General features: G+C 52.5%; 16 protein-coding genes. 7 read left to right on the top strand and 9 right to left on the bottom strand.

Annotation, left to right across the window (positions count from 1 at the left end):
* Nucleotides 1-22 precede the first annotated feature (22 nt).
* The 3 genes from K3T83_RS26710 to K3T83_RS26700 form a co-directional block, all read right to left on the bottom strand.
* Nucleotides 23-847 (bottom strand): carbohydrate ABC transporter permease, encoded by an 825-nt coding sequence (locus tag K3T83_RS26710; RefSeq protein WP_220205971.1) that lies wholly within the window; start codon nt 845-847, stop codon nt 23-25.
* Between the two features lie 4 nt (nt 848-851).
* Nucleotides 852-1,811 (bottom strand): carbohydrate ABC transporter permease, encoded by a 960-nt coding sequence (locus K3T83_RS26705; RefSeq protein WP_220205970.1) that lies wholly within the window; start codon nt 1,809-1,811, stop codon nt 852-854.
* Between the two features lie 98 nt (nt 1,812-1,909).
* Complete coding sequence (locus K3T83_RS26700; RefSeq protein ID WP_220205969.1) at nt 1,910-3,307, bottom strand: ABC transporter substrate-binding protein; 1,398 nt, start codon at nt 3,305-3,307, stop codon at nt 1,910-1,912.
* Between the two features lie 531 nt (nt 3,308-3,838).
* Here K3T83_RS26700 and K3T83_RS26695 point away from each other — a divergent pair.
* The 3 genes from K3T83_RS26695 (at nt 3,839) to K3T83_RS26685 (ending at nt 8,049) form a co-directional block, all read left to right on the top strand.
* On the top strand, nt 3,839-4,879 hold the full coding sequence (locus K3T83_RS26695; RefSeq protein ID WP_220205968.1) for a LacI family DNA-binding transcriptional regulator: 1,041 nt from the start codon (nt 3,839-3,841) through the stop codon (nt 4,877-4,879).
* Between the two features lie 611 nt (nt 4,880-5,490).
* A complete protein-coding gene (locus tag K3T83_RS26690; protein ID WP_373324611.1) occupies nt 5,491-6,633 on the top strand; it encodes an amino acid deaminase/aldolase in 1,143 nt (380 codons plus the stop codon).
* A 24-nt stretch (nt 6,634-6,657) separates the two neighbouring features.
* A complete protein-coding gene (locus tag K3T83_RS26685; RefSeq protein ID WP_220205966.1) occupies nt 6,658-8,049 on the top strand; it encodes a D-arabinono-1,4-lactone oxidase in 1,392 nt (463 codons plus the stop codon).
* 47 nt (nt 8,050-8,096) lie between these two features.
* On the opposite strand, the gene K3T83_RS26680 is transcribed toward K3T83_RS26685, so the two are convergent.
* The gene (locus tag K3T83_RS26680) at nt 8,097-8,336 is read right to left on the bottom strand and encodes a hypothetical protein (protein WP_220205965.1); all 240 of its coding nucleotides are present in this window, start codon (nt 8,334-8,336) and stop codon (nt 8,097-8,099) included.
* A 158-nt stretch (nt 8,337-8,494) separates the two neighbouring features.
* Here K3T83_RS26680 and K3T83_RS26675 point away from each other — a divergent pair, with 158 nt between their 5' ends.
* The 4 genes from K3T83_RS26675 to K3T83_RS26660 all read left to right on the top strand — a co-directional run bounded on the left by K3T83_RS26675 (nt 8,495) and on the right by K3T83_RS26660 (nt 13,349).
* Nucleotides 8,495-8,797, top strand: a complete 303-nt coding sequence (locus K3T83_RS26675) for a hypothetical protein (RefSeq protein WP_220205964.1) — start codon at nt 8,495-8,497, stop codon at nt 8,795-8,797.
* Nucleotides 8,798-9,041: 244 nt separating this feature from the next.
* Complete coding sequence (locus K3T83_RS26670) at nt 9,042-10,406, top strand: serine/threonine-protein kinase (RefSeq protein WP_220205963.1); 1,365 nt, start codon at nt 9,042-9,044, stop codon at nt 10,404-10,406.
* Between the two features lie 94 nt (nt 10,407-10,500).
* Complete coding sequence (locus K3T83_RS26665; RefSeq protein ID WP_220205962.1) at nt 10,501-11,193, top strand: TetR/AcrR family transcriptional regulator; 693 nt, start codon at nt 10,501-10,503, stop codon at nt 11,191-11,193.
* 368 nt (nt 11,194-11,561) lie between these two features.
* Nucleotides 11,562-13,349, top strand: coding sequence for a cation:proton antiporter (locus tag K3T83_RS26660; protein WP_220205961.1), 1,788 nt, complete (start codon nt 11,562-11,564; stop codon nt 13,347-13,349).
* A 6-nt stretch (nt 13,350-13,355) separates the two neighbouring features.
* Here the strand turns inward: K3T83_RS26660 and K3T83_RS57320 are convergent, their stop codons facing one another.
* The 5 genes from K3T83_RS57320 to K3T83_RS26635 form a co-directional block, all read right to left on the bottom strand.
* Nucleotides 13,356-14,282: an ABC transporter substrate-binding protein gene (locus tag K3T83_RS57320; protein ID WP_268963479.1), complete on the bottom strand. Its 927-nt coding sequence runs from the start codon at nt 14,280-14,282 to the stop codon at nt 13,356-13,358.
* Nucleotides 14,258-14,836, bottom strand: a complete 579-nt coding sequence (locus tag K3T83_RS57315; protein ID WP_220205960.1) for an extracellular solute-binding protein — start codon at nt 14,834-14,836, stop codon at nt 14,258-14,260. Before K3T83_RS57315 ends, K3T83_RS57320 begins: the two co-directional genes overlap by 25 nt.
* 45 nt (nt 14,837-14,881) lie before the next feature.
* Nucleotides 14,882-15,766, bottom strand: a complete 885-nt coding sequence (locus K3T83_RS26645; protein WP_220205959.1) for a carbohydrate ABC transporter permease — start codon at nt 15,764-15,766, stop codon at nt 14,882-14,884.
* Nucleotides 15,767-15,781: 15 nt separating this feature from the next.
* Nucleotides 15,782-16,780, bottom strand: a complete 999-nt coding sequence (locus K3T83_RS26640; RefSeq protein ID WP_220205958.1) for a carbohydrate ABC transporter permease — start codon at nt 16,778-16,780, stop codon at nt 15,782-15,784.
* 106 nt (nt 16,781-16,886) lie between these two features.
* On the bottom strand, nt 16,887-18,383 hold the full coding sequence (locus K3T83_RS26635; RefSeq protein WP_220205957.1) for an ABC transporter substrate-binding protein: 1,497 nt from the start codon (nt 18,381-18,383) through the stop codon (nt 16,887-16,889).
* Between the last annotated feature and the right edge of the window lie 244 nt (nt 18,384-18,627).

The following is an 18,627-nucleotide window of genomic DNA, read 5'->3' as shown; positions in this document are numbered from 1 at the left end:
GCTACTTATTGCTACGTCTCCCCTATTTTAGCGCACCGCCAGTCAGACCGCGAACGAGGTGTCGCTGTGCATACATACCCAGAATTACCGGCACAATAATAATCGTGGTCGCCAGAGCAGAAATCTTTGCCAGGAACAAATCCTGGTTGCTGGAAAAGACGGCCACCATAATTGGCAGTGTGGGCGACTCGGTATAGGTCAAGGTGACAGCAAAGAAGAAGTCGTTCCAGGCAAAAATAATCGCCAGCAGTGCCGCCGCAACCAGCCCTGGAGCAGCCATCGGCACCACGATATTAATAATGGTGCGCCAGGTATTACAACCGTCCAGCCACGCTCCCTCTAGAACCTCTTTTGGCAGATCCAGAAAGTACGACCGTGCCATCCAGATAATCAGGGGAAGATTCATCGCGGTATAGACGAGAATTAAGGTAAAGAGATTATCCAGTAGGTTCAGGCGCGAAACGATCACATACAGCGGCACCAGAATTGCGGCAAACGGCATAAAACGCGTTGAAAGCACAAAAAAGAGCATATCGTTGGAGGACTTTTTGCGCATCTGGAAGACCATACAGTAAGCAGCAGGAACGCCCAGCACCATCGCAAGTGCAGTGGAGACAAGCGCCGACACCGTACTGTTAAACAGATAAGCAATAAAGCCTGCGTTGAATGCTAATTGAAATTGATAGAGCGTCGGCTGAAAAATCAGCGAGGGCGTCGTCGCATATGCATCAGCCTCTTGCTTGAAGCCGGTAATCACCATCCAGATAACCGGCACGACCATTACCAGCACCAGTACATAGGTGAGAATCGTCCAGAGATTATTCGTCCATCTTTTGCTCAGTACCATCGCATTAGCCCCTTTCTTCTGGTGTATTATCGGCGGTGAAGCGCAACATAGCTCGTGCAGCCAGAATAGCGATGACGACGCCAATCACGCCGAGAGCTGCCGCCTGCCCGATCTGCCAGGAATTAAAGGCGGTCAGGTAAGTATAGTAAGGCAACGTATTCGTCGCCACACCAGGTCCACCACCTGTCGTCAGATAGATCTCGCCAAAGGTCTGAAAGATAAAGATTGTGCCGAACAAAAGAGCGACTTCATAGGGCCGTCGCAACATGGGAAAGATGATGCGCCAGAAGAGCAACCATTTGCCAGTGCCATCGACACGAGCGGCTTCAAGCACCTCTTCGGGGATTGATTGCAGGCCAGCCAACAGGACTAGCATCACAAACGGCGTCCACTCCCAGGCCACAATAAAGATGATGCTCTCCAGTGGCAAGGCCGAGAACCAGGGGACAGCAGGCATGCCCACCAGGTGCAACACCCAGTCTACTATGCCAGTGCTGGGACTGAGCATCAGGTTTTTCCAGACCAGCGCCATTACCGAAGGCGTGACCAGAAACGGGATCGTTGCCAGACCGCGCAACACGTTCTGCCCGGGGAAGGGGCGATTCAAGAGCAGCGCCAGAATCGTGCCTGCAATGAGCGCAATCAAGATAGAGCCAAAGACCAGTTCGATAGTATGACCAATAACAGGCCAGAAGCGCGCATCATGCAGGAATGCGTTCACATAGTTGGAGAGACCTACAAAAGGAAATCCCTCGGCTGGCTGTAACAGATTCCAGTTGTGCAGGCTAAACCAGACAGCCAGCAGGAACGGAATCTGGGTCATAATAAGCATAAAGATGAGCGCCGGGACATGCAGCCACGTAATTTTGCTTCGCTGCATGCTCTGTACAGGTGCCGCCCGACCAGGGGCAGCACCTTTGAGTCCCTGAGCGCCTTGCGAGAGAGCAGCGTCTATCCGACTCATAACCGAACCTTTCTCGTGATAGTCTCTCCATCGTTGAGCAGATGTCTCGATGGAGAAGTTTGCCCTCTCCACCGAGACAACATCACACAGGGGCCAAACTAATACCCGGCAGTATTGTCCTTATTGACCTGAGAGGCAAGCAGTTGGTTCGATTGCTCTAACGCCTGAGTCACGGTCATCTTGTTAGCAATCGCAGCAGAAATGTTTTCGCTGACCGTCTGCCCAACCGACTCAAACTGTGGAATGCCCACATATTGCACGCCATGATACGGAACCGGATTGAGCGTGGGATGATCCGGGGTCGCTGTGTTGATTGAGTTGAGCGTCACCTCGGCAAACGGAGCGGCCTTTTTATAGTCGGCGTTCTGGTAAATCGAGGTGCGCGTTCCGGGCGGAACATTGGCCCAACCAAAGGTCTTCCCGGCAAGAGTGAGGTACTGTGGGCTGGTGGCCCAGGTCAGGAATTTGAAGACGGCATCCTGGTTATGGCTACTCTTGACCATGCCAAGCGACCATGCCCACAGCCAGCGGCTGCCATTCTCAGTAACTTTGGTAGGTGCATAAGCATAGCCAACCTGTCCTGCGATCTTCGATGACGAGGGGGTTTCCAGCACACCGGCCAGCGAGGTTGCGTCATAGAACATCCCGGCTTTACCCTGACCCATCAAGCTGATGCACTCCTGCCAGCCAGAAGTGGAGGCACCCGGCTCCCCATATTTCTGCAAGAGCGTCACATAATCGGTCACAGCCTGCTTGACTGCCGGAGTGGTCAGCTGAGGCTTCCAATCCATGTCAAACCAGCTGCCGCCATAAGTGTTGATCATGGTATCCAGAGGAGCCATGTTCATGCCCCAGCCAGACTGACCGCGCAGCACAATACCTGCAACCCCATGTCCAGGATCATTGAGAACCTGAGCAAAGTGCATAATCTGGTCCCAGGTCGGATGATCGGGCATAGTCAGATGATGTTGAGCAAAAAGCTGCTTATTATACATCATCATACTGCTCTCACCATAGAAGGGGACAGAGTAAGGATGGTTCTGATAGGACAGAGAGGCCATGATCGGCTTGAGCAGATCATCATAATTGTAACTGGCCTTATCCTGTGCTGACATCTTGTCAAAATAAGGTTGCAAATCTTGCAGCCAGCCGTTGTGCGCCCAGATCGGCGTATCGTAACTACCAATAGTGGCAACATCGAACTTGCCAGCATTGGTGGCAACATCCTGCGTCACCTTTGAGCGCAGATCGTTTTCGGGCAAAGTGACGAAATTGACCTTGATATTGGGGTTGTCTTTCTCAAAGACCTGCTTGGTCAACTGCTCCATCTGCACCATTTGCGAATTGTTTACGGTAGCTACCGTTAGCGTCGTTGTGCTACCCGAACCTGAAGAGGAGGACGATGAGGACTGGCTAGCTGGCGAACAGGCCGCCAACACAGCTAGCAGCAAAGAAAGAGCAGTAAGCACGCCTATGGCTCGTATAGTAATCTTCATTGGAACTTCCTTCACAGTATATCTAGCCAAACGAGACGAAACGTTGTCCGATAAAAAGCCCAACATGACATACGGAAGAACGGAACAAAAGGGAAAACGACGTAAATCCTCCTGAACAAAACCCTCCTTCTCATGCACTCTACACTGATGCACTACGAGCAATTTTGCGTTAAGAGAAAATATTCATCAGGAAAACGGCTGTTGGTTGGATCAAACCTCTCTTCTTGTTGCAAAGAGAGAAACACTATGGACATCCAGGGAGACTCGGCAGAACAGCTTTCCCTGCTGATCCAGAACTATGCGGGATAAATACATCAGAAAAACGATTAGCTAATCGTTTTTCTGACTATAACATATCACTTTCAGCTTTGTCAAGCAACTATAAGAAATTTTCGCGGCAAACTCCTGCTCCACTTGACAGGATAGAGAAGTCTATGATACGTTCGATATACCGTTTAGCAAAACGATTAGCTAATCGTTCAAGCAAAATATATGCGTTATGCTCGAAAGTGAGAGTAAAGTGCTATGGCGATGTCTGCTGACCGTCAAACTACTATTAAGGATGTAGCGGCCCACGCTGCGGTTTCTGTCGCGACGGTATCAGCCGTCATCAACGGCAATAAATATGTGAGTCCCGAATTAGCGGAACGAGTAAAAGCAAGCATAGCGGAACTGGGGTACGAGCGTAACAGCCTGGCGCGGAGCCTGAAGACCCAGACGAGCCACACCATCGGCCTCATCATCTCCGACATCACCAATCCCTTCTTTACCAGTATCGTGCGCGGCGTGGAAGATGTTGCGAACGAGCATCATTACTCACTGATTCTGGGCAATACCGACGAAGATTTGAAAAAGGAGATGAGCTACGTTCGGCTGCTGGAGAGCAAACGAGCGGATGGACTGATTGTGGCAGTGACAACAGGAAGTCATGAATATTTGCATGCCGGATCAGCGCACCACCTGCCGCTCGTCAGCATTGACCGTTCGTTATTTGAACTGGGAATCGACGCAGTGCTGGTTGATAACATAGCTGGAGCGAGGACGGCGGTTGAGCATCTGATCGCGCTCGGGCATCGCCGCATCGGGACCGTAACAGGCATTTCGGGCATCACCACAACCGAGGAGCGCCTGACCGGCTACAGGCAAGCACTTGAGGCGCACAATATCCCGTTCGACCCGGCCCTGATTGCGACGGCAGACTCGCGGGTAGAGGGCGGCGAGAACGGAGCCATGCAACTATTGACACAGCCGGGGGAACGTCCAACCGCCCTCTTTCTGATGAACGGCTTGATGGTGATTGGTGCCCTCCAGGCGCTAACGAAGCTCGGGCTATGCTGTCCCCAGGATATCGCGCTGGTCGGCTTCGATGATTTCGAGTGGGCATCCGTGCTGCATCCCCAACTGACAACAGTACGCCAGCCCACCTATGAGATTGGGCAAAAGGCGGCTCAGTTTTTATTTGATCGGCTGGAACAGCGCGATAGAGAGCCGCGAGAGCTACGTCTACGTCCCCAACTTATCATACGCGAATCGTGTGGAGCGACGTTACGAAAAAACCAGCCTCCTCAATAATGAGTTTTTACGAGCAAACTTGGTAAGGTAAGTCGTAGTTTCCCGATTTATCGGGAGGGAGCCACTTTCCCCAGGTTGGGTGTGCCCCCCTCCCGATAAATCGGGAAACTACGACTTACATTAAAGCAGGGCTTTCCAATTCTCCCATCTAGCGGGAGTGCAGAGGGCTGCCGCCCTCTGCCGGGGTGCGGGGTGTCCCCGCAAAAACCTTTTTTCTTCTCTTTTGCGCGCCGTCGCAGGCGGCGCGCGAAGGAGGGAAGGAAACTGGGGACACCCCAGACCCCGGCAGGGAGACCCTGCACCCCTTTGAGCGGAGAACTGGAAAGCCCTGTACATTAAAGCAACCTTTTTGACGACGCGCATACTTGATGCTACAATTTTAGGGTAGCACTTGCAGCTTATGTGCTGCCCATCTATGCAAGGTTGCGTAGTCAGGCTATTCCCGACTCATAGCATTGAGGAGGCTATTCATGCTACATCAGAAGCACGAGGAACCACCAGCAGGAACATCTATTCAAGCTGCCTCATCTCCATCCCCAGCAACAATCGACGAGTCCACAACACAAGCAAGAGATTATCATTACTATAAGAAAGTCTTTGCTGGCCGCCAGATGCCTTTCGCGTTTGTGGATCTTGATGTATTGGATCAGAATATTCACGCCATCGCTGCCCGCACGGAAGGCAAGCAGGTGCGCCTCCCCTCCAAGTCGCTGCGCAGTGTAGCAATACTGAAACGTATTCTGGCCGCCAACGCTCGTTTTCAAGGGATCATGTGTTTTACAGCGCGTGAAGCGGTCTATCTGGCATCGCAGGGCTTTCAAGATCTGCTACTCGGCTATCCCATCTGGCACGAGCAGGATATTGCAGCCGTCGCCCAGGCAAACGGAGCAGGCAGCGATATCACGCTCATGGTTGACAGCCTCGACCAGATCGAACAGGCCGAACGTGTGGCGCAAAAGTATGGCGTACAGTTGCCGCTCTGCCTGGACATCGATATGTCCTCAGACTTTCCGGGCCTGCATTTTGGCGTGTGGCGCTCATCATTGCGTACCAGTGCTCAAGTGCGGCCATTGATCGAACACATCCTTGCCTCCTCACATGTTCAGCTTGTGGGCCTGATGGGATACGAGTCGCAGATCGCCGGTGTGGGCGATGCAGTTCCCCGGCAAATGGCGAAAAACATGCTGGTGCGCTGGCTCAAAGAACGTTCTCGCAAAGAGCTGGCAGTACGCCGGGCAGAAATTGTTGAGCTAATCAAAAGCTATGGAGTGCAGTTGCGTTTCGTCAATGGCGGCGGGACGGGCAGCATCGCCACAACACGCCAGGAAGAGGTCGTGACCGAAATCACGGTTGGCTCCGGTTTTTACTCCCCGGCCCTCTTTGATAACTTCCACGAATTCCGGTATCAGCCCGCCGCTGGATATGCTATCGAGATCATTCGTCGTCCTTCTCCAACGCTCTACACCTGTCAGGGTGGGGGCTATATAGCATCAGGAGACGTTGGACTTGCCAAGCAACCGCAGCCTTATCTGCCAGCAGGAGCACGCCTCACGCCTTTCGAGGGAGCAGGAGAGGTGCAAACTCCTATTCGCTATACAGGACCGCTAGAATTGCACATGGGCGACCCCATCTTCATGCGTCACGCAAAGGCCGGCGAACTCTGCGAGCGCTTCACGCGCCTCCTCCTTGTAAGCAATGGAGCAATCGTTGATGAAGTGACGACATATCGTGGCGATGGGCAATGTTTTATTTGAACAAACACAGAAAGGCTAGATAGCATGAGTACCGGACAGACACAATGGAGTAACTGGTCGGGAGTGGTGGAATGCTCGCCAGAGGCAATTTTGAAGCCGAAAAGTATTGAAGATGTGAGCAAGATCGTGCAAAAATCGCATCAAGCAGGGAACCATGTGCGCGTCGTTGGTTCCGGGCATTCATTCACTCCGGTCGTACAGACCAACGGTATTCTGCTCTCTCTGGATAATTTACAGGGCATCGAACAGATCGATATCGATGAGGAAGAGGGTAATACGGTCACAGTTCTGGCTGGAACCAGGCTCAAGAAATTGGGAGAAGAGCTGTTCGATCAGGGGTTGGCGCAAGAAAATCTCGGCGATATCGACGAACAGAGCATCGCCGGAGCCATCAGCACAGGCACGCACGGAACCGGCGCGCGTTTTGGTACGATCTCCACGCAGATAGTCGGCCTGACCCTGGTTACAGCCAGCGGCGAACTGTTAGAATGCTCACCCGAACAACATCCCGACATTTTTAAAGCGGCTCAGGTCTCGCTGGGCATGCTGGGCGTGATTGTACGCGTTAAGTTGCGCGTCGTACCATTCAAACGTCTACACTTCCAGAGCCACCGCCTGCCGCTCTCCGAATGCCTGGATAATCTTGAGCGCTATAAGCAGGAAAACAGTCATTTCGAGTTCTTCTGGCTTCCCTATACCAACGACGTACAGGCCAAGTTTACCAACGAAACGGATACGCCCCTCAAGGGAAAAAATGTCCTGGATACGCTCTGGGGCAATTTCAACAAGGTTGTGCTGGAGAACGGCGTCTACTGGCTGTTCTCTGAAGCCTGCCGCCTGAGACCGCAACTCTGCCAGCCAGTCAGTCGGCTCTCGGCCTCATTGATTGCCAGTGTGGATGAGGTTGAGTATAGCCATCGCATCTTTGCCACGCCGCGCTGGGTTCGCTTCAACGAGATGGAGTATAACATTCCAGCCGAGCATGCACGCAGCGTGGTCCAAGAGGTTCAGGAGTGCATCAACCGCAACCAGTTCGCGGTACATTTCCCTATCGAGTGCCGCTTCGTTCACGCGGACGATATCTGGCTCAGTCCAGCCTACCAGCGTGAATCGTTCTACGTCGCCGTCCACATGTATTGCGGCATGCCCTACAAAGAATATTTCCGGCAGGTTGAGGAGATCTTTCGGCGTTACCAGGGACGCCCCCATTGGGGCAAGCTCCACACCCAGGACGCGTATAGCCTGACAGAACTGTACCCACGCTGGCACGATTTTCGGCGCGTACGTGCAAGGCTTGATCCACAGGGCGTCTTCCTGAACGACTACCTGCGCCTATTATTTGAGACCGACGCACCTGTGCCAGCACTTGAGGATGCAACAGCGGATATCAAGGAAGAGGAAGAGACTACAAGCTAGCAATCGATACCGCCATCTTTTTCATGACGGCATCGAGCTATTGTACGCTAATCGGCACTGGCAACGGCAACACGGCCATGAATCTGGCTGCGTAGTTTGGGCAAGCTATCACATCCATAGCCCTCAAGAAATGCCTTCTGGTCCGGGCCTGCACTGTGAATGAAGAACGTGTCAAAGCCCAGATCAGCGTATTGCTGGACAAATTTGACATGCTCATCGACATTTTGTGAGATGCAACAGGTCTTCTTCACTGTATCAGGACCAACCACCTCGCCATCAGGCATCATGATCGTTTCAAGATGAAGTTTTTCATAAAAAGTATGTTTAAAATTTTTATGCAAATCAGGCAAATAGAGCAAGCAGGCAATCATTGTTACCGTGTGGAATTGTTTGCCGTGTATAACAGTAGAAAACAGTTCACCACTCACAACCAGGGGAGGAGAGAATGGAGCGACAACACGAAGGCCAGATGACACCTGAACAGCAAACCCAACGCATCCATCATCTGCTGGCACAGGCACAACAGGCATGCAAAACGGATAGCTCAAGCATAAGCGATCCCAGAGCGGAAGCACTCTTTACCATGTTGGCGGGAGTCCTGGGAGGCGCGATGAGAGTACTGCAAGACTATCAACGTCAGGAGCTTCAATGGCAAAAGGAACAGCGGGAACCGGAAAGGCGGGTAACAATAGATATTGATCAAATAGAACCTTCGTCGAAAGCAGCGGTAACGGTTCCATACGACTAAGCAAAGGAGGGAGCAGCCAGTATTACTCTCCCTCCCAAGTTATCCCATTTTTGCCTTATAGTACCCTTATGGGTTATTTTCCTTGACTCTTGATCCACACACGCTTACAATAGCGCACAGAAGAGTAAACATGTTCATTTCTATGAAATGGACATAAAGTCAGCGCCAGGCGCAACTAATAGACGTTATGAAACGTCTATTAAAGAGTAAAATGATGAGCATTACTGGGAAAAGGATGCAGCGGATGACCATCCCTCTTGCGCTCTTCTGTGACGAATGTGGAGCAGCAAATCCATTACAGGCAACGGAATGTTTTGCCTGTCAACAGTCGTTGGAACAAATCAAGCCGGCCCCCAGAGCATCAACATCGATTCAGCCCTACTATCGGGGCTATCGCGGCACCTCATCGCTCAATAACCACACCACATCGATATCAATCGATTTAACGATGGGATCGCCAACAATAACCTCGGCCAGCGACTCCGACAGCGATACATTACCGCCGGGTTCGTTGCTGGCGAAGCGCTATAGTATCATCAAGGTTGTCGGACAGGGAGGATTTGGCGTCGTCTATCAAGCGCGAGATCATAAAAAACGCAAAAAGATGGTCGCCATCAAACAAATCAATATCAGCAAATTGACGCCGCGACAGATCATCGACGCGACAGACTCCTACAATCGCGAGGTCTCGCTGCTCTCCAAATTGCAACATAAGCATCTGCCACGCATCTACAGCCATTTTTCTGATGCGGAACACTGGTATCTGGTGATGGATTTTATCAAAGGGAAAACCCTCGAAGAGTACCAGGAGCAGTCTCCCGATGGTGCGTTACCGCTCAAGCAAGTATTGACGGTCGGCATGCAGGTCTGCGACGTTTTGCAGTATCTCCATACGCAGAAACCAGCGGTTATTTTTCGCGATGTCAAACCTGCCAACCTGATGTGGGGCGACGATGGGCGCGTCTACCTGATCGATTTTGGCATTGCACGCCGCTTTGTACCAGGCCAGGCCAGAGATACGGGCCCGCTGGGTTCGCCCGGCTATGCGGCCCCGGAACAATACGGCGTCGTACAAACCACCCCTTACACCGACATCTATGGGCTGGGCGTGACCCTACAAACGCTCGTAACGGGAAAAGAGCCGCTGGAGATGCAAGATGACGCGGGAAGCGGTCAGGTGATGCATCCACAGATTCCCGCGCCGCTGCAACAACTGCTCGATGAGATGACCGAAGCCGACACGCGCAAACGACCCAAAAGCGCCGATCAGGTCTGGCTACGACTTAAACGTATCAAGCAGGGCAAATGGGGATGGATCTGGAGCTTTTTGCAAGGGGTGCTGCTTGGAGCCGTTCCAGCCCTGACATTTATCGTTGGAATTATCATTTCCAACTCGCGAGGCTATGAGAGCATCTTTTTTACACTCGCAATGATGGTGTTCTTCTGCCTGCTCCCTATTGCTGGACTGGTGCTATTCATTCTAGCGATCAGCATGCTTTTTTCACCACGCAAACGCCTGCTAGGATTGGGCATGCTCACGGCAATGGCTCTATTTCTGATGGTGGTTGCCCATCAGTGGATCTTGCCACTGTTTGGCGTCAGGTTCTAAGCGGGAGGACCACAAACAAGCAAGCAGAGCTTGACAAAATAAGTGCGACCCCGCATACTCCCCTCAAAGATACTTGTTGAGGCAGGGAGTTGGTATGGACTTACCGCAGGAGATAAAAAAGACACAAACACAAAAAGCAGAGTTAACCCGGAAGCGCATTCAGGATAGCGCGATGGAGCTATTCGCCAGCAAAGGGTACGAAAAAACGACGATGCGCGACATCGCGGCTCTCGCCGAATGCTCCCCCGGATTAGCATATCGCTATTTCAGCAGCAAAGAAGATCTGGTGCTCGCAATCTACCAGTTGCTTGTACAAAACCTGGAAGAGCAAGTTAAGGCGCTACCAGCAAGCACGCTGGTCGAACGCTTTGAGCGGATAACACAGGCTCATTTCGCATTAATGGCTCCTTACCGGGAAACGCTCGCAGCTCTCTTCGGCGCGGCTCTCAATCCGCGTTCCAGCGTTGCCGTCTTCGGAGAGCAGGTCGCGCATATACGCCGCAAAAGTCGCAGCATCATCGCCGTTGTCGCAATAGGAGCAAAGGATGCTCCCCATGAGAAACAAAAGGATGATCTAGCCACAATCCTCTATGGCCTGCACCTGCTTCTGATTCTTTTCTGGCTACAGGATCGTAGCGAGGGACAAACCACAACCAGCAATGCGCTCACCTTCGTTCGTGATGCGCTGGCCATGTTACGTCCCATGCTGCGCATCCCTCCGATCTCCACAATGCTGGCTCGCGCAGCCAGCATCCTCGGCCCCATGTTTGGCAACGATACTCTGTAACACCTGCACTTTCATAGTCGAGCGATTTATCGCGGAAGCGCGTGGCGTAATCCCCCCTTCCGCGATAAATCGCTCGACTACGAAATTTGGAGGATCGACTACTTTTCCAAAATATAGGGCGTGACCATTGTAAAGCTGTTATAACATATCAGTGCATTTGTTCTTGACAACATTTTTGTGTTACGCTGAAAGGGCAGTGAGCGGAGTCTGTCTATCCTCTGTTCACAACACGTAATAGTGGTAAAAAAGCACCTGAACATCAAGATAGTCTGTTCTGCGGATATGGTATTTTCCTCAAGCGATGGCCTTCTCCTCTGGGCAGACGACCACCCTGATTGGTTAGCGGCATGGAGAGAGGAGAGAGCAAATTGCAGGATTACCCCATTTTAATCAATATTACGGTTGCTCTGGTAGCAGCGTTTGTTGGCGGGATTATTGCGCGCCGTCTCAAGCTCCCGGCACTGGTTGGCTATCTGCTGGCCGGGATCGTCATCGGCCCCTTCACACCTGGCTTTGTTGGCGATCAGCATACTATTCGCGAACTGGCCGACCTGGGCATTATCTTTCTGCTCTTCGGCGTGGGATTACACTTCTCATTGCGCGATCTATGGGCAGTGCGTGATATTGCTTTGCCGGGAGCCATCTTGCAAATGCTGATCTGCGCCTCGCTAGGGATCTTGCTCACCCGATTCTGGGGCTGGGAACTGGCATCTGGCGTCGTCCTGGGGCTATCCATCGCGGTAGCCAGCACCGTCGTCGTGCTGCGCAATCTGATGGATCGCGGCTTACTGAACACGACGACCGGGCAGGTCGCGGTTGGTTGGCTGGTACAGGAAGATCTGGCGACGGTGCTCATCCTGGTTCTACTGCCAGCATTTTCTGCACAATCCACGCAACCAATATGGCTGACGGCGGGGCTGGCCTTGCTCAAGACAGCGATCTTTGCCGCCATCATGCTATTTGTCGGCATTCGCATCATCCCCTGGGCATTACAGCACATCGTACATTTCCGCTCACGCGAATTGTTTATCGTGGCGGTCGTGGTTATTACGCTTGGCACCGCGCTTGGAGCTGCGGCGCTATTTGGCGTCTCGCTGGCGCTCGGAGCCTTTCTAGCGGGCGTGGTGGTCAACGAGTCGGCGTACTCTCATCAGGTGGAAATAGAAATATTGCCCTTTCGAGAGACATTTGCCGTCCTCTTCTTCGTCTCAATAGGCATGCTGGTCAACCCGCTCTTACTGGTCACACGGCCCGCTGAAGTCTTCTCGCTGGCTGCGTTAATTATTATCGGCAAGTCGCTGATCATCCTCGTGCTTGGACTGTTCTTTGCGCGTCCAGCTCGTACAATGCTGATCCTCGCCGTCTCGCTCAACCAGATCGGCGAATTCTCTTTTCTCGTGGGGCAATCCGGGCTGGCATTAAAGCTGTTGACACAAGAGCAGTATCAACTCCTGCTTATGGGAGCGCTCTTCTCCATCGTCATCAACCCCCTGATATTCTGGGGGCTACCCTGGATCGAGAAAGGCTTACGCTCCACCCCTGCGCTCTGGCGTCGTCTAGACCGCCATGCACCAGTGCCCGAACTGACTGACGAAGTACAGCACAACCACGTGGTCATCGTCGGCTATGGTCGAGTTGGACAACACCTCGTTGAAGTCCTGACACGCCTGGATGTTTCCTTCCTGGTGGTGGAACTGGACGCGGGACGTGTTGCGGAGCTACGGCAACAGGGCATCCCTACGCTCTATGGTGACGCGGGTGATTCGGAGATCCTCCTGCACGCCCATCTACCAACAGCGCGAGCCGTCGTGATTACGATACCAGATGCAGTTGCCGCCGCCACCGCCGTTGCCACTGCCCATAGCGTGGCCCCGGACGTGTTGCTGCTGGCACGAGCGGCAACAAGAGATAATGTGCGCCAGTTGACGGAACTGGGTGCAACCTCTGTGATCTATCCTGAGCTGGAGGGTGGACTGGCCCTGCTGGATCAGGCGCTCATTCGTCTGGGTTACTCAGAGCAGAAGGTCCATCAGTATCTTGAAGCGGTCCGGCAAGATAGCTACGATCTCACCATCTCCAGTCCACGCGAACAGGAGGCGCTGGCCAAACTGCGTCCCTCGCTGGCGCTGCAAGAACAGCCGCGAGGGAGCGAATAAAGTGGGCTACTGAGCGGGCTTGGTGATGTAGGCTTCGGTTGGGTTCCAATCGGTGAAGATGTAGTCGCTGGGGCTAACCTTGTAGCCTTTCTGCTGCGCTGTCTTGACGCCATCATCCTGCGCCTTCTGCATCCTGGCCTGGATGTCGGAGAGCGCGGACTGAAGATCTTTAATCTGACCGGTGTAATAGCCAGCGATGACATCATCCAGATTGGGCTTGACCGCCTGCACCTCGACATGGGCCGTCTGTGGATTGCGAATGTTGGGATCGGGTGCAGGCTTGGCGAGATTGGCAAGGCCAACAAATTGCGCAAAGGGCTTGAACTTGATCTGAGCAGGATCGTTATTCTGAGGAAAGGCTGAGAGATCCTCGTTGAACGTCTGCGTCCAGCGCTTGCCTGCATCGACGCCATAGAGCCAGCTAAACCAGAGCCATGATTCCTCGGGATGCTTCGTCGCGGCAGGAATAGCCCAGAGAGTGCCGCCAGGACTGGTCGGGAAGTAGCCCTTCGGCGTTTCGGTCGGCGAAATCAGCGTTGTCAGCGAGTAGTCGGTGAAGTTATGCTGCGTCCATTCAGCCTGGTTCCAGACGCCGCCAATCGTCATGCCGTACTTGCCGCGCTCGAAATAGGCCCGGCTCACCTCGTCGGAGATGCTCACAGAGTTGGGGTACATATACCCTTTCGTCTTCCACTCCTTCATCAGCGTTATGAAATCGGCATAGTTGCGATCCGTCGCATAAGTGTATTTACCAACGCGATAATCCATAGTATACCCGCCGCCAACAGCTCCAGCCCCCAGCGTAAAGACATGGGTGAACCACTGGAACAGGCTACCGCCACTGTTGCCGAAGCCCAATCCGTAGACCTGACCTCCGCTCTTCTTCGTGATCGCTTCAGAAAAATGGGTCACATCATCCCAGGTTTTGGGCAACTTGACGCTGCCATCATTATTGACCAGTCCGGCATCGCGGAAGATCTTATTATGAACGTAGATCTGGAGCCAGGGGCTGCGCCAGAGATGGGCGCAGAATAGGTCTTGCCGTTAAAGACGTTGTTACCTTCGTGGAAGGTGCCTTCAGGAAACTGCGCTTTCCATGTGCCAGCCCATTTATCAACGGGTAGAAACCAGCCATCGGCGACCTGAATATTGAAGTTTGGCTGCGGCGGGATCATCGCGACATCGGGCGTGTTCTTGCTCTTTACGGCCAGCGCATAGAGGTTGGCGTAGGACGAGTTCAACTGCGTCGTCTTCTTGATCTTGATGTTGGGGTGGGCCTTCTCGAAGAGCTTGATTTCGTTATCGACCCAGGGAGCCTGACTGACAAAATAATCCCAATAGTTGAGCGTAATCGTTCCTGAAGAGCTACCACCTGCCCCTGATCCACTACCACAGGCGGCCAGAGCGCCTCCCAGTGTTGCCGCGCCTGCCGTCGTTGCAGCGGTTTTCACAAAATTGCGGCGTGTAAAACGAGATGACAAATCCATGTTCCTATGCTCCTTAGTTGTGAAAATAGCAGTAAAAAAGAGAAATTATGACTTGACTGCACCAGCAACGCCATTGATGAAATAGCGTTGTAGCAGCACGAAGACGACCATGATCGGTCCCAGTGTAATCACCGAACCGGCGGCCAGATAGGTCCAGTTGGTGCTGTTCTCGCCGATAAAGGCATACATGCCAACGGCCAGCGTGTGCAGTTCAGGTGTGCCAAGCGTGAAGACAAGGGGGATAAAGAAGCTGTTCCAGGCTCCGATAAAGGTAAACAGTGCCACCGTCGCCAGCATGGGACCGGCCAGGGGAAACATCACCATCCAGAAACGCTGATTGAAGTTGGCCCCATCAACTCGTGCGGCATCCTCGATCTCGCGCTCCATCGATGAGAAATAGCCCATAAACAGAAAGGTGCTGAATACCATACCACCTGCCGTCTGTACGAGAATAATTGATGTCAACGAGTTCAACAAGCCAAGATGCTGAACCAGATCGAAGACCGGCAAAATAGTATAGCCGTGAGGCAGAAAGAGGGTCAGCGCAATCAGGCCGAGCAACAACTTCTTGCCTGGAAACTCAGTACGCGCCAGTGCATATCCAGCCATTGCCGTAAAGAGCAAAACGAGAATCACAGTTGATCCCGCGACAATGACGGTATTGCCAAAGAATTGCCCAAACGAGGCTTCGTTCCAGGCATTGGGATAGTTGGACCACTCAATCTGACGCGGAAAAATATTGAGTCCCTGATCGAAGAAATCGGCATTGGTCTTGAGCGAACTGCCCAGCATCCAGAGAAATGGATACATCCAGATAATGCCGCCAACCAGCAGAATGAGGTGGGTCAGCCCAAATGCCCCCTTCTGCCGAACTTTATAGAAGAGAATACCCGATTTTTGTTGTCCACGCGAGAGTGAAGAGACACCCATGAAAGTCCTCCCTATTTATTGGCCGCGCTCAACTGCACGCTGGCGATTGATGTAGCGGAAAATGAGCACCTGGGCAACGGAGAGTCCCAACAGAATTAACCCATAGAAGAACGAGGCTGCCGAGGCAAAACCAACGTTTGGTTGCACACCGGCACGGGCAGAACCGCCAAACGCCTGATGATAGATGTAGGTGTTGACAACCTCGGTAGCACTATACGGGCCACCATCTGTCAGCACCAACACCAGATCAAAGACCTGAAGGCTGCCCAGGATTGCCAGAATGACAATCACCAGACCAACAGCACGCAACATGGGGATCGTGATATAAAAGAAGCGACCAAAGCTATTGGCTCCATCGATTCTAGCCGCCTCGTAGAGTTCTCCCGGGATAGTTTGCAGGCCAGCAAGGAAGTAGACCAGATTATAGCCAAGCGTATTCCAGATGCCAATTCCAATGATCAGGCCCAGCGCAAAACGTGGGTCGCCCAACCAGTCAATATGTTCACGAGTAATATGCAAGTTGGCTAATAATTGATTTACATTGTCACCCAGATTAGAAAAGATCAATTGGATGACCACTGCAATCACAGCAGGTGAGGTTACGGCAGGGATAAAATAGACCGAGCGATAGAATGAGGCGAAGCGCAATTTAGGATTATTGAGCACGAGCGCCAAGGCCAGGGCCAGCGCGAGCTGAATCGGCACCAGCACAACAGTATAGACAAGCGTGTGGAGAAAGGCTCCCCAGAAAAACGAGTCGTGAATGACGCGCACAAAATTATCGAGGCCAACGTAGTTCGAGGGGTCGCCGATGCCATTCCATTGATAGAACGTATAGCCCAGCGAGGCAAAAATAGGATAGACGACGAACACGAGCAGCAACACCACCATCGGCGTAACGTAGATATACGACCAGATATTGGCGCGTATCTCCTGCCAGAGGGTGCGCTGAGAGATATGCCGCCGACGCTGGCCGACAGCTTCCTGAGTATCCGTGAGCGTTGGTGCTTGCATAAGCAATAAGTTCCTTCCGGTTATATCGATCAAAGGGGAGAGAGAGACGTTAAACAGCAACATCTCTCTCTCCTGCTGTGAGGGGGGTATGCAAAGACCATCACAGCTAGCTTTGGGCCGGTTTAGTCACATACGGTTTGGTCAGATCCCAATCGGGGAACGTGTAATCAGCCGCGCTAACCTTATAGCCCTTCTGCTGCGCTTGCTTGATCGCATCATCCTGCGCCTTCTGCATACGATCAGCCAGATCGGAAAGAGCAGACTGAATATTCGCAATCTGGCCAGTATAAAAGCCAGCTATGATATCGCCCATATCGGGCTTGACCGCCTGCAATTCCACGTTGGCCGTCTGCGGATTGCGCACATTGGGATCAGGTTCGTTCATCGTCAGCTTCGAGAGGCCGACAAACTGAGCAAAGGGCTTAAACTTGACCTGCGCCGGATCGTTGTTCTGTGGAAAGATGGAGATATCCTCGCCCATCTGCACCCAGCGCTTGCCAGCCTCGACGCTATAGAGCCAGTCGAACCAGGCCCAGGCCTCATCGGGATGTTTGGTCTGCGAAGAGATACCGACGAAGACGCCATTGCCATTGCTACCAGGCGTCACCGGGAAATAGCCCTTCGGTGTTTCGGTTGGCGAGATGAGCGTCGTCAGCGAATAATCAGTGAAGTTGTGCTGCGTCCACTCGGCCTGGTTCCAGACGCCGCCAACGGTCATGCCAAACTTGCCGCTCACAAAATAGGCACGCGCTACCTCGTCGGAGATGCTCATCGAACTGGGATAGAAATAACCTCTGGTTTTCCACTCTTTGAAAAGGGTCAGAAAATCGGTATAGTTGCGATCCGTGCCATAGGTGTATTTGCCAACACGTCTATCCAGATCATACGCACCACCAGGAGAGCCAGCCCCCAGAATAAAGACCTGCATCCACCATTGCAACAAATTAAAGGCACTGTTGCCAAAGGCCAGCCCATAGACATGACCGCCACTCTTTTTTGTGATCGTCTCGGCAAAATGGGTCACATCATCCCAGGTTTTGGGCAGTTTGATACTCCCATCACCATTGACCAGCCCGGCATCACGAAAAATTTTATTGTTGATATAGAGTTGCACCCAGGGCGAGGTGCCAGCTAGAGGTGCAGAATAGAGCTTGCCGTTAAAAGTATTGGTTCCTTCATGTAAGACACCTGCGGGGAAACGCGCTTTCCAGGTGTTGTTGGCCCACTTATCAATCGGCATAAACCAGCCCTGCGAGACCTGAATGTTGGTTTTCGGCTTCTGAGGGATCATTGCGATATCGGGCGCGTTGTGGCTCTTGAAGGCTAAGGCGTAGAGGTTATCATAGTCCTCGGTCCCCTGCGTGATCTTTTTGATCTTGATATCAGGATGGGCCTGCTGGAACAGCTTGATCTCGTTATCAACCCAGGGAGCCTGGCTCACATACCAGTCCCAATAGGTGAGCGTGATGGTACTTGAGGACGTGCCGCCAGTCCCCGATGCAGCCCCACAGGCCGCCAGCACGCCCACTAGCGTTGCTGCCTCCGCTGTTGTAACTGCCGTCTTGACAAAAGTGCGCCGACTGAAACGGGATGAGAAGTCCATGATGATCCGCTCCTTTGCTTGAAAAAGAAACCGATTCAGTGTGCCTTGATTGCTCTTCATCGAACATGTGTCAGGGTTTGTGGAGAGCTTTTCCCTCCGTCTATCATTGATCTTGTGTACAAACAGACAATGCTTCTACGCAAAGTCGAGTCTGCTATCCCAAATATGTGCTTTTGGTCGAGGTGACTATAACAGGGATGTAACGTCAGATCAGACAAATAGAAATTAGAGAACGTAGAATTAA

It is taken from the genome of Reticulibacter mediterranei, assembly GCF_016587455.1.
This window is presented reverse-complemented; position numbering and strand designations above follow the sequence as displayed.

What these genes read in the sequence shown, in the direction of transcription:
- K3T83_RS26675 (WP_220205964.1), top strand. Translation starts at nt 8,495, where the DNA reads ATGGAGCGACAACACGAAGGCCAGATGACACCTGAACAGCAAACCCAA.
- K3T83_RS26690 (WP_373324611.1), top strand. Translation starts at nt 5,491, where the DNA reads ATGCCTTTCGCGTTTGTGGATCTTGATGTATTGGATCAGAATATTCAC.
- K3T83_RS26645 (WP_220205959.1), bottom strand. Translation starts at nt 15,766, where the DNA reads ATGGGTGTCTCTTCACTCTCGCGTGGACAACAAAAATCGGGTATTCTC.
- K3T83_RS26685 (WP_220205966.1), top strand. Translation starts at nt 6,658, where the DNA reads ATGAGTACCGGACAGACACAATGGAGTAACTGGTCGGGAGTGGTGGAA.
- K3T83_RS57315 (WP_220205960.1), bottom strand. Translation starts at nt 14,836, where the DNA reads ATGGATTTGTCATCTCGTTTTACACGCCGCAATTTTGTGAAAACCGCT.
- K3T83_RS26640 (WP_220205958.1), bottom strand. Translation starts at nt 16,780, where the DNA reads ATGCAAGCACCAACGCTCACGGATACTCAGGAAGCTGTCGGCCAGCGT.
- K3T83_RS26680 (WP_220205965.1), bottom strand. Translation starts at nt 8,336, where the DNA reads ATGATGCCTGATGGCGAGGTGGTTGGTCCTGATACAGTGAAGAAGACC.
- K3T83_RS26705 (WP_220205970.1), bottom strand. Translation starts at nt 1,811, where the DNA reads ATGAGTCGGATAGACGCTGCTCTCTCGCAAGGCGCTCAGGGACTCAAA.
- K3T83_RS26695 (WP_220205968.1), top strand. Translation starts at nt 3,839, where the DNA reads ATGTCTGCTGACCGTCAAACTACTATTAAGGATGTAGCGGCCCACGCT.
- K3T83_RS26670 (WP_220205963.1), top strand. Translation starts at nt 9,042, where the DNA reads ATGACCATCCCTCTTGCGCTCTTCTGTGACGAATGTGGAGCAGCAAAT.
- K3T83_RS26635 (WP_220205957.1), bottom strand. Translation starts at nt 18,383, where the DNA reads ATGGACTTCTCATCCCGTTTCAGTCGGCGCACTTTTGTCAAGACGGCA.
- K3T83_RS26700 (WP_220205969.1), bottom strand. Translation starts at nt 3,307, where the DNA reads ATGAAGATTACTATACGAGCCATAGGCGTGCTTACTGCTCTTTCTTTG.
- K3T83_RS26710 (WP_220205971.1), bottom strand. Translation starts at nt 847, where the DNA reads ATGGTACTGAGCAAAAGATGGACGAATAATCTCTGGACGATTCTCACC.
- K3T83_RS26665 (WP_220205962.1), top strand. Translation starts at nt 10,501, where the DNA reads ATGGACTTACCGCAGGAGATAAAAAAGACACAAACACAAAAAGCAGAG.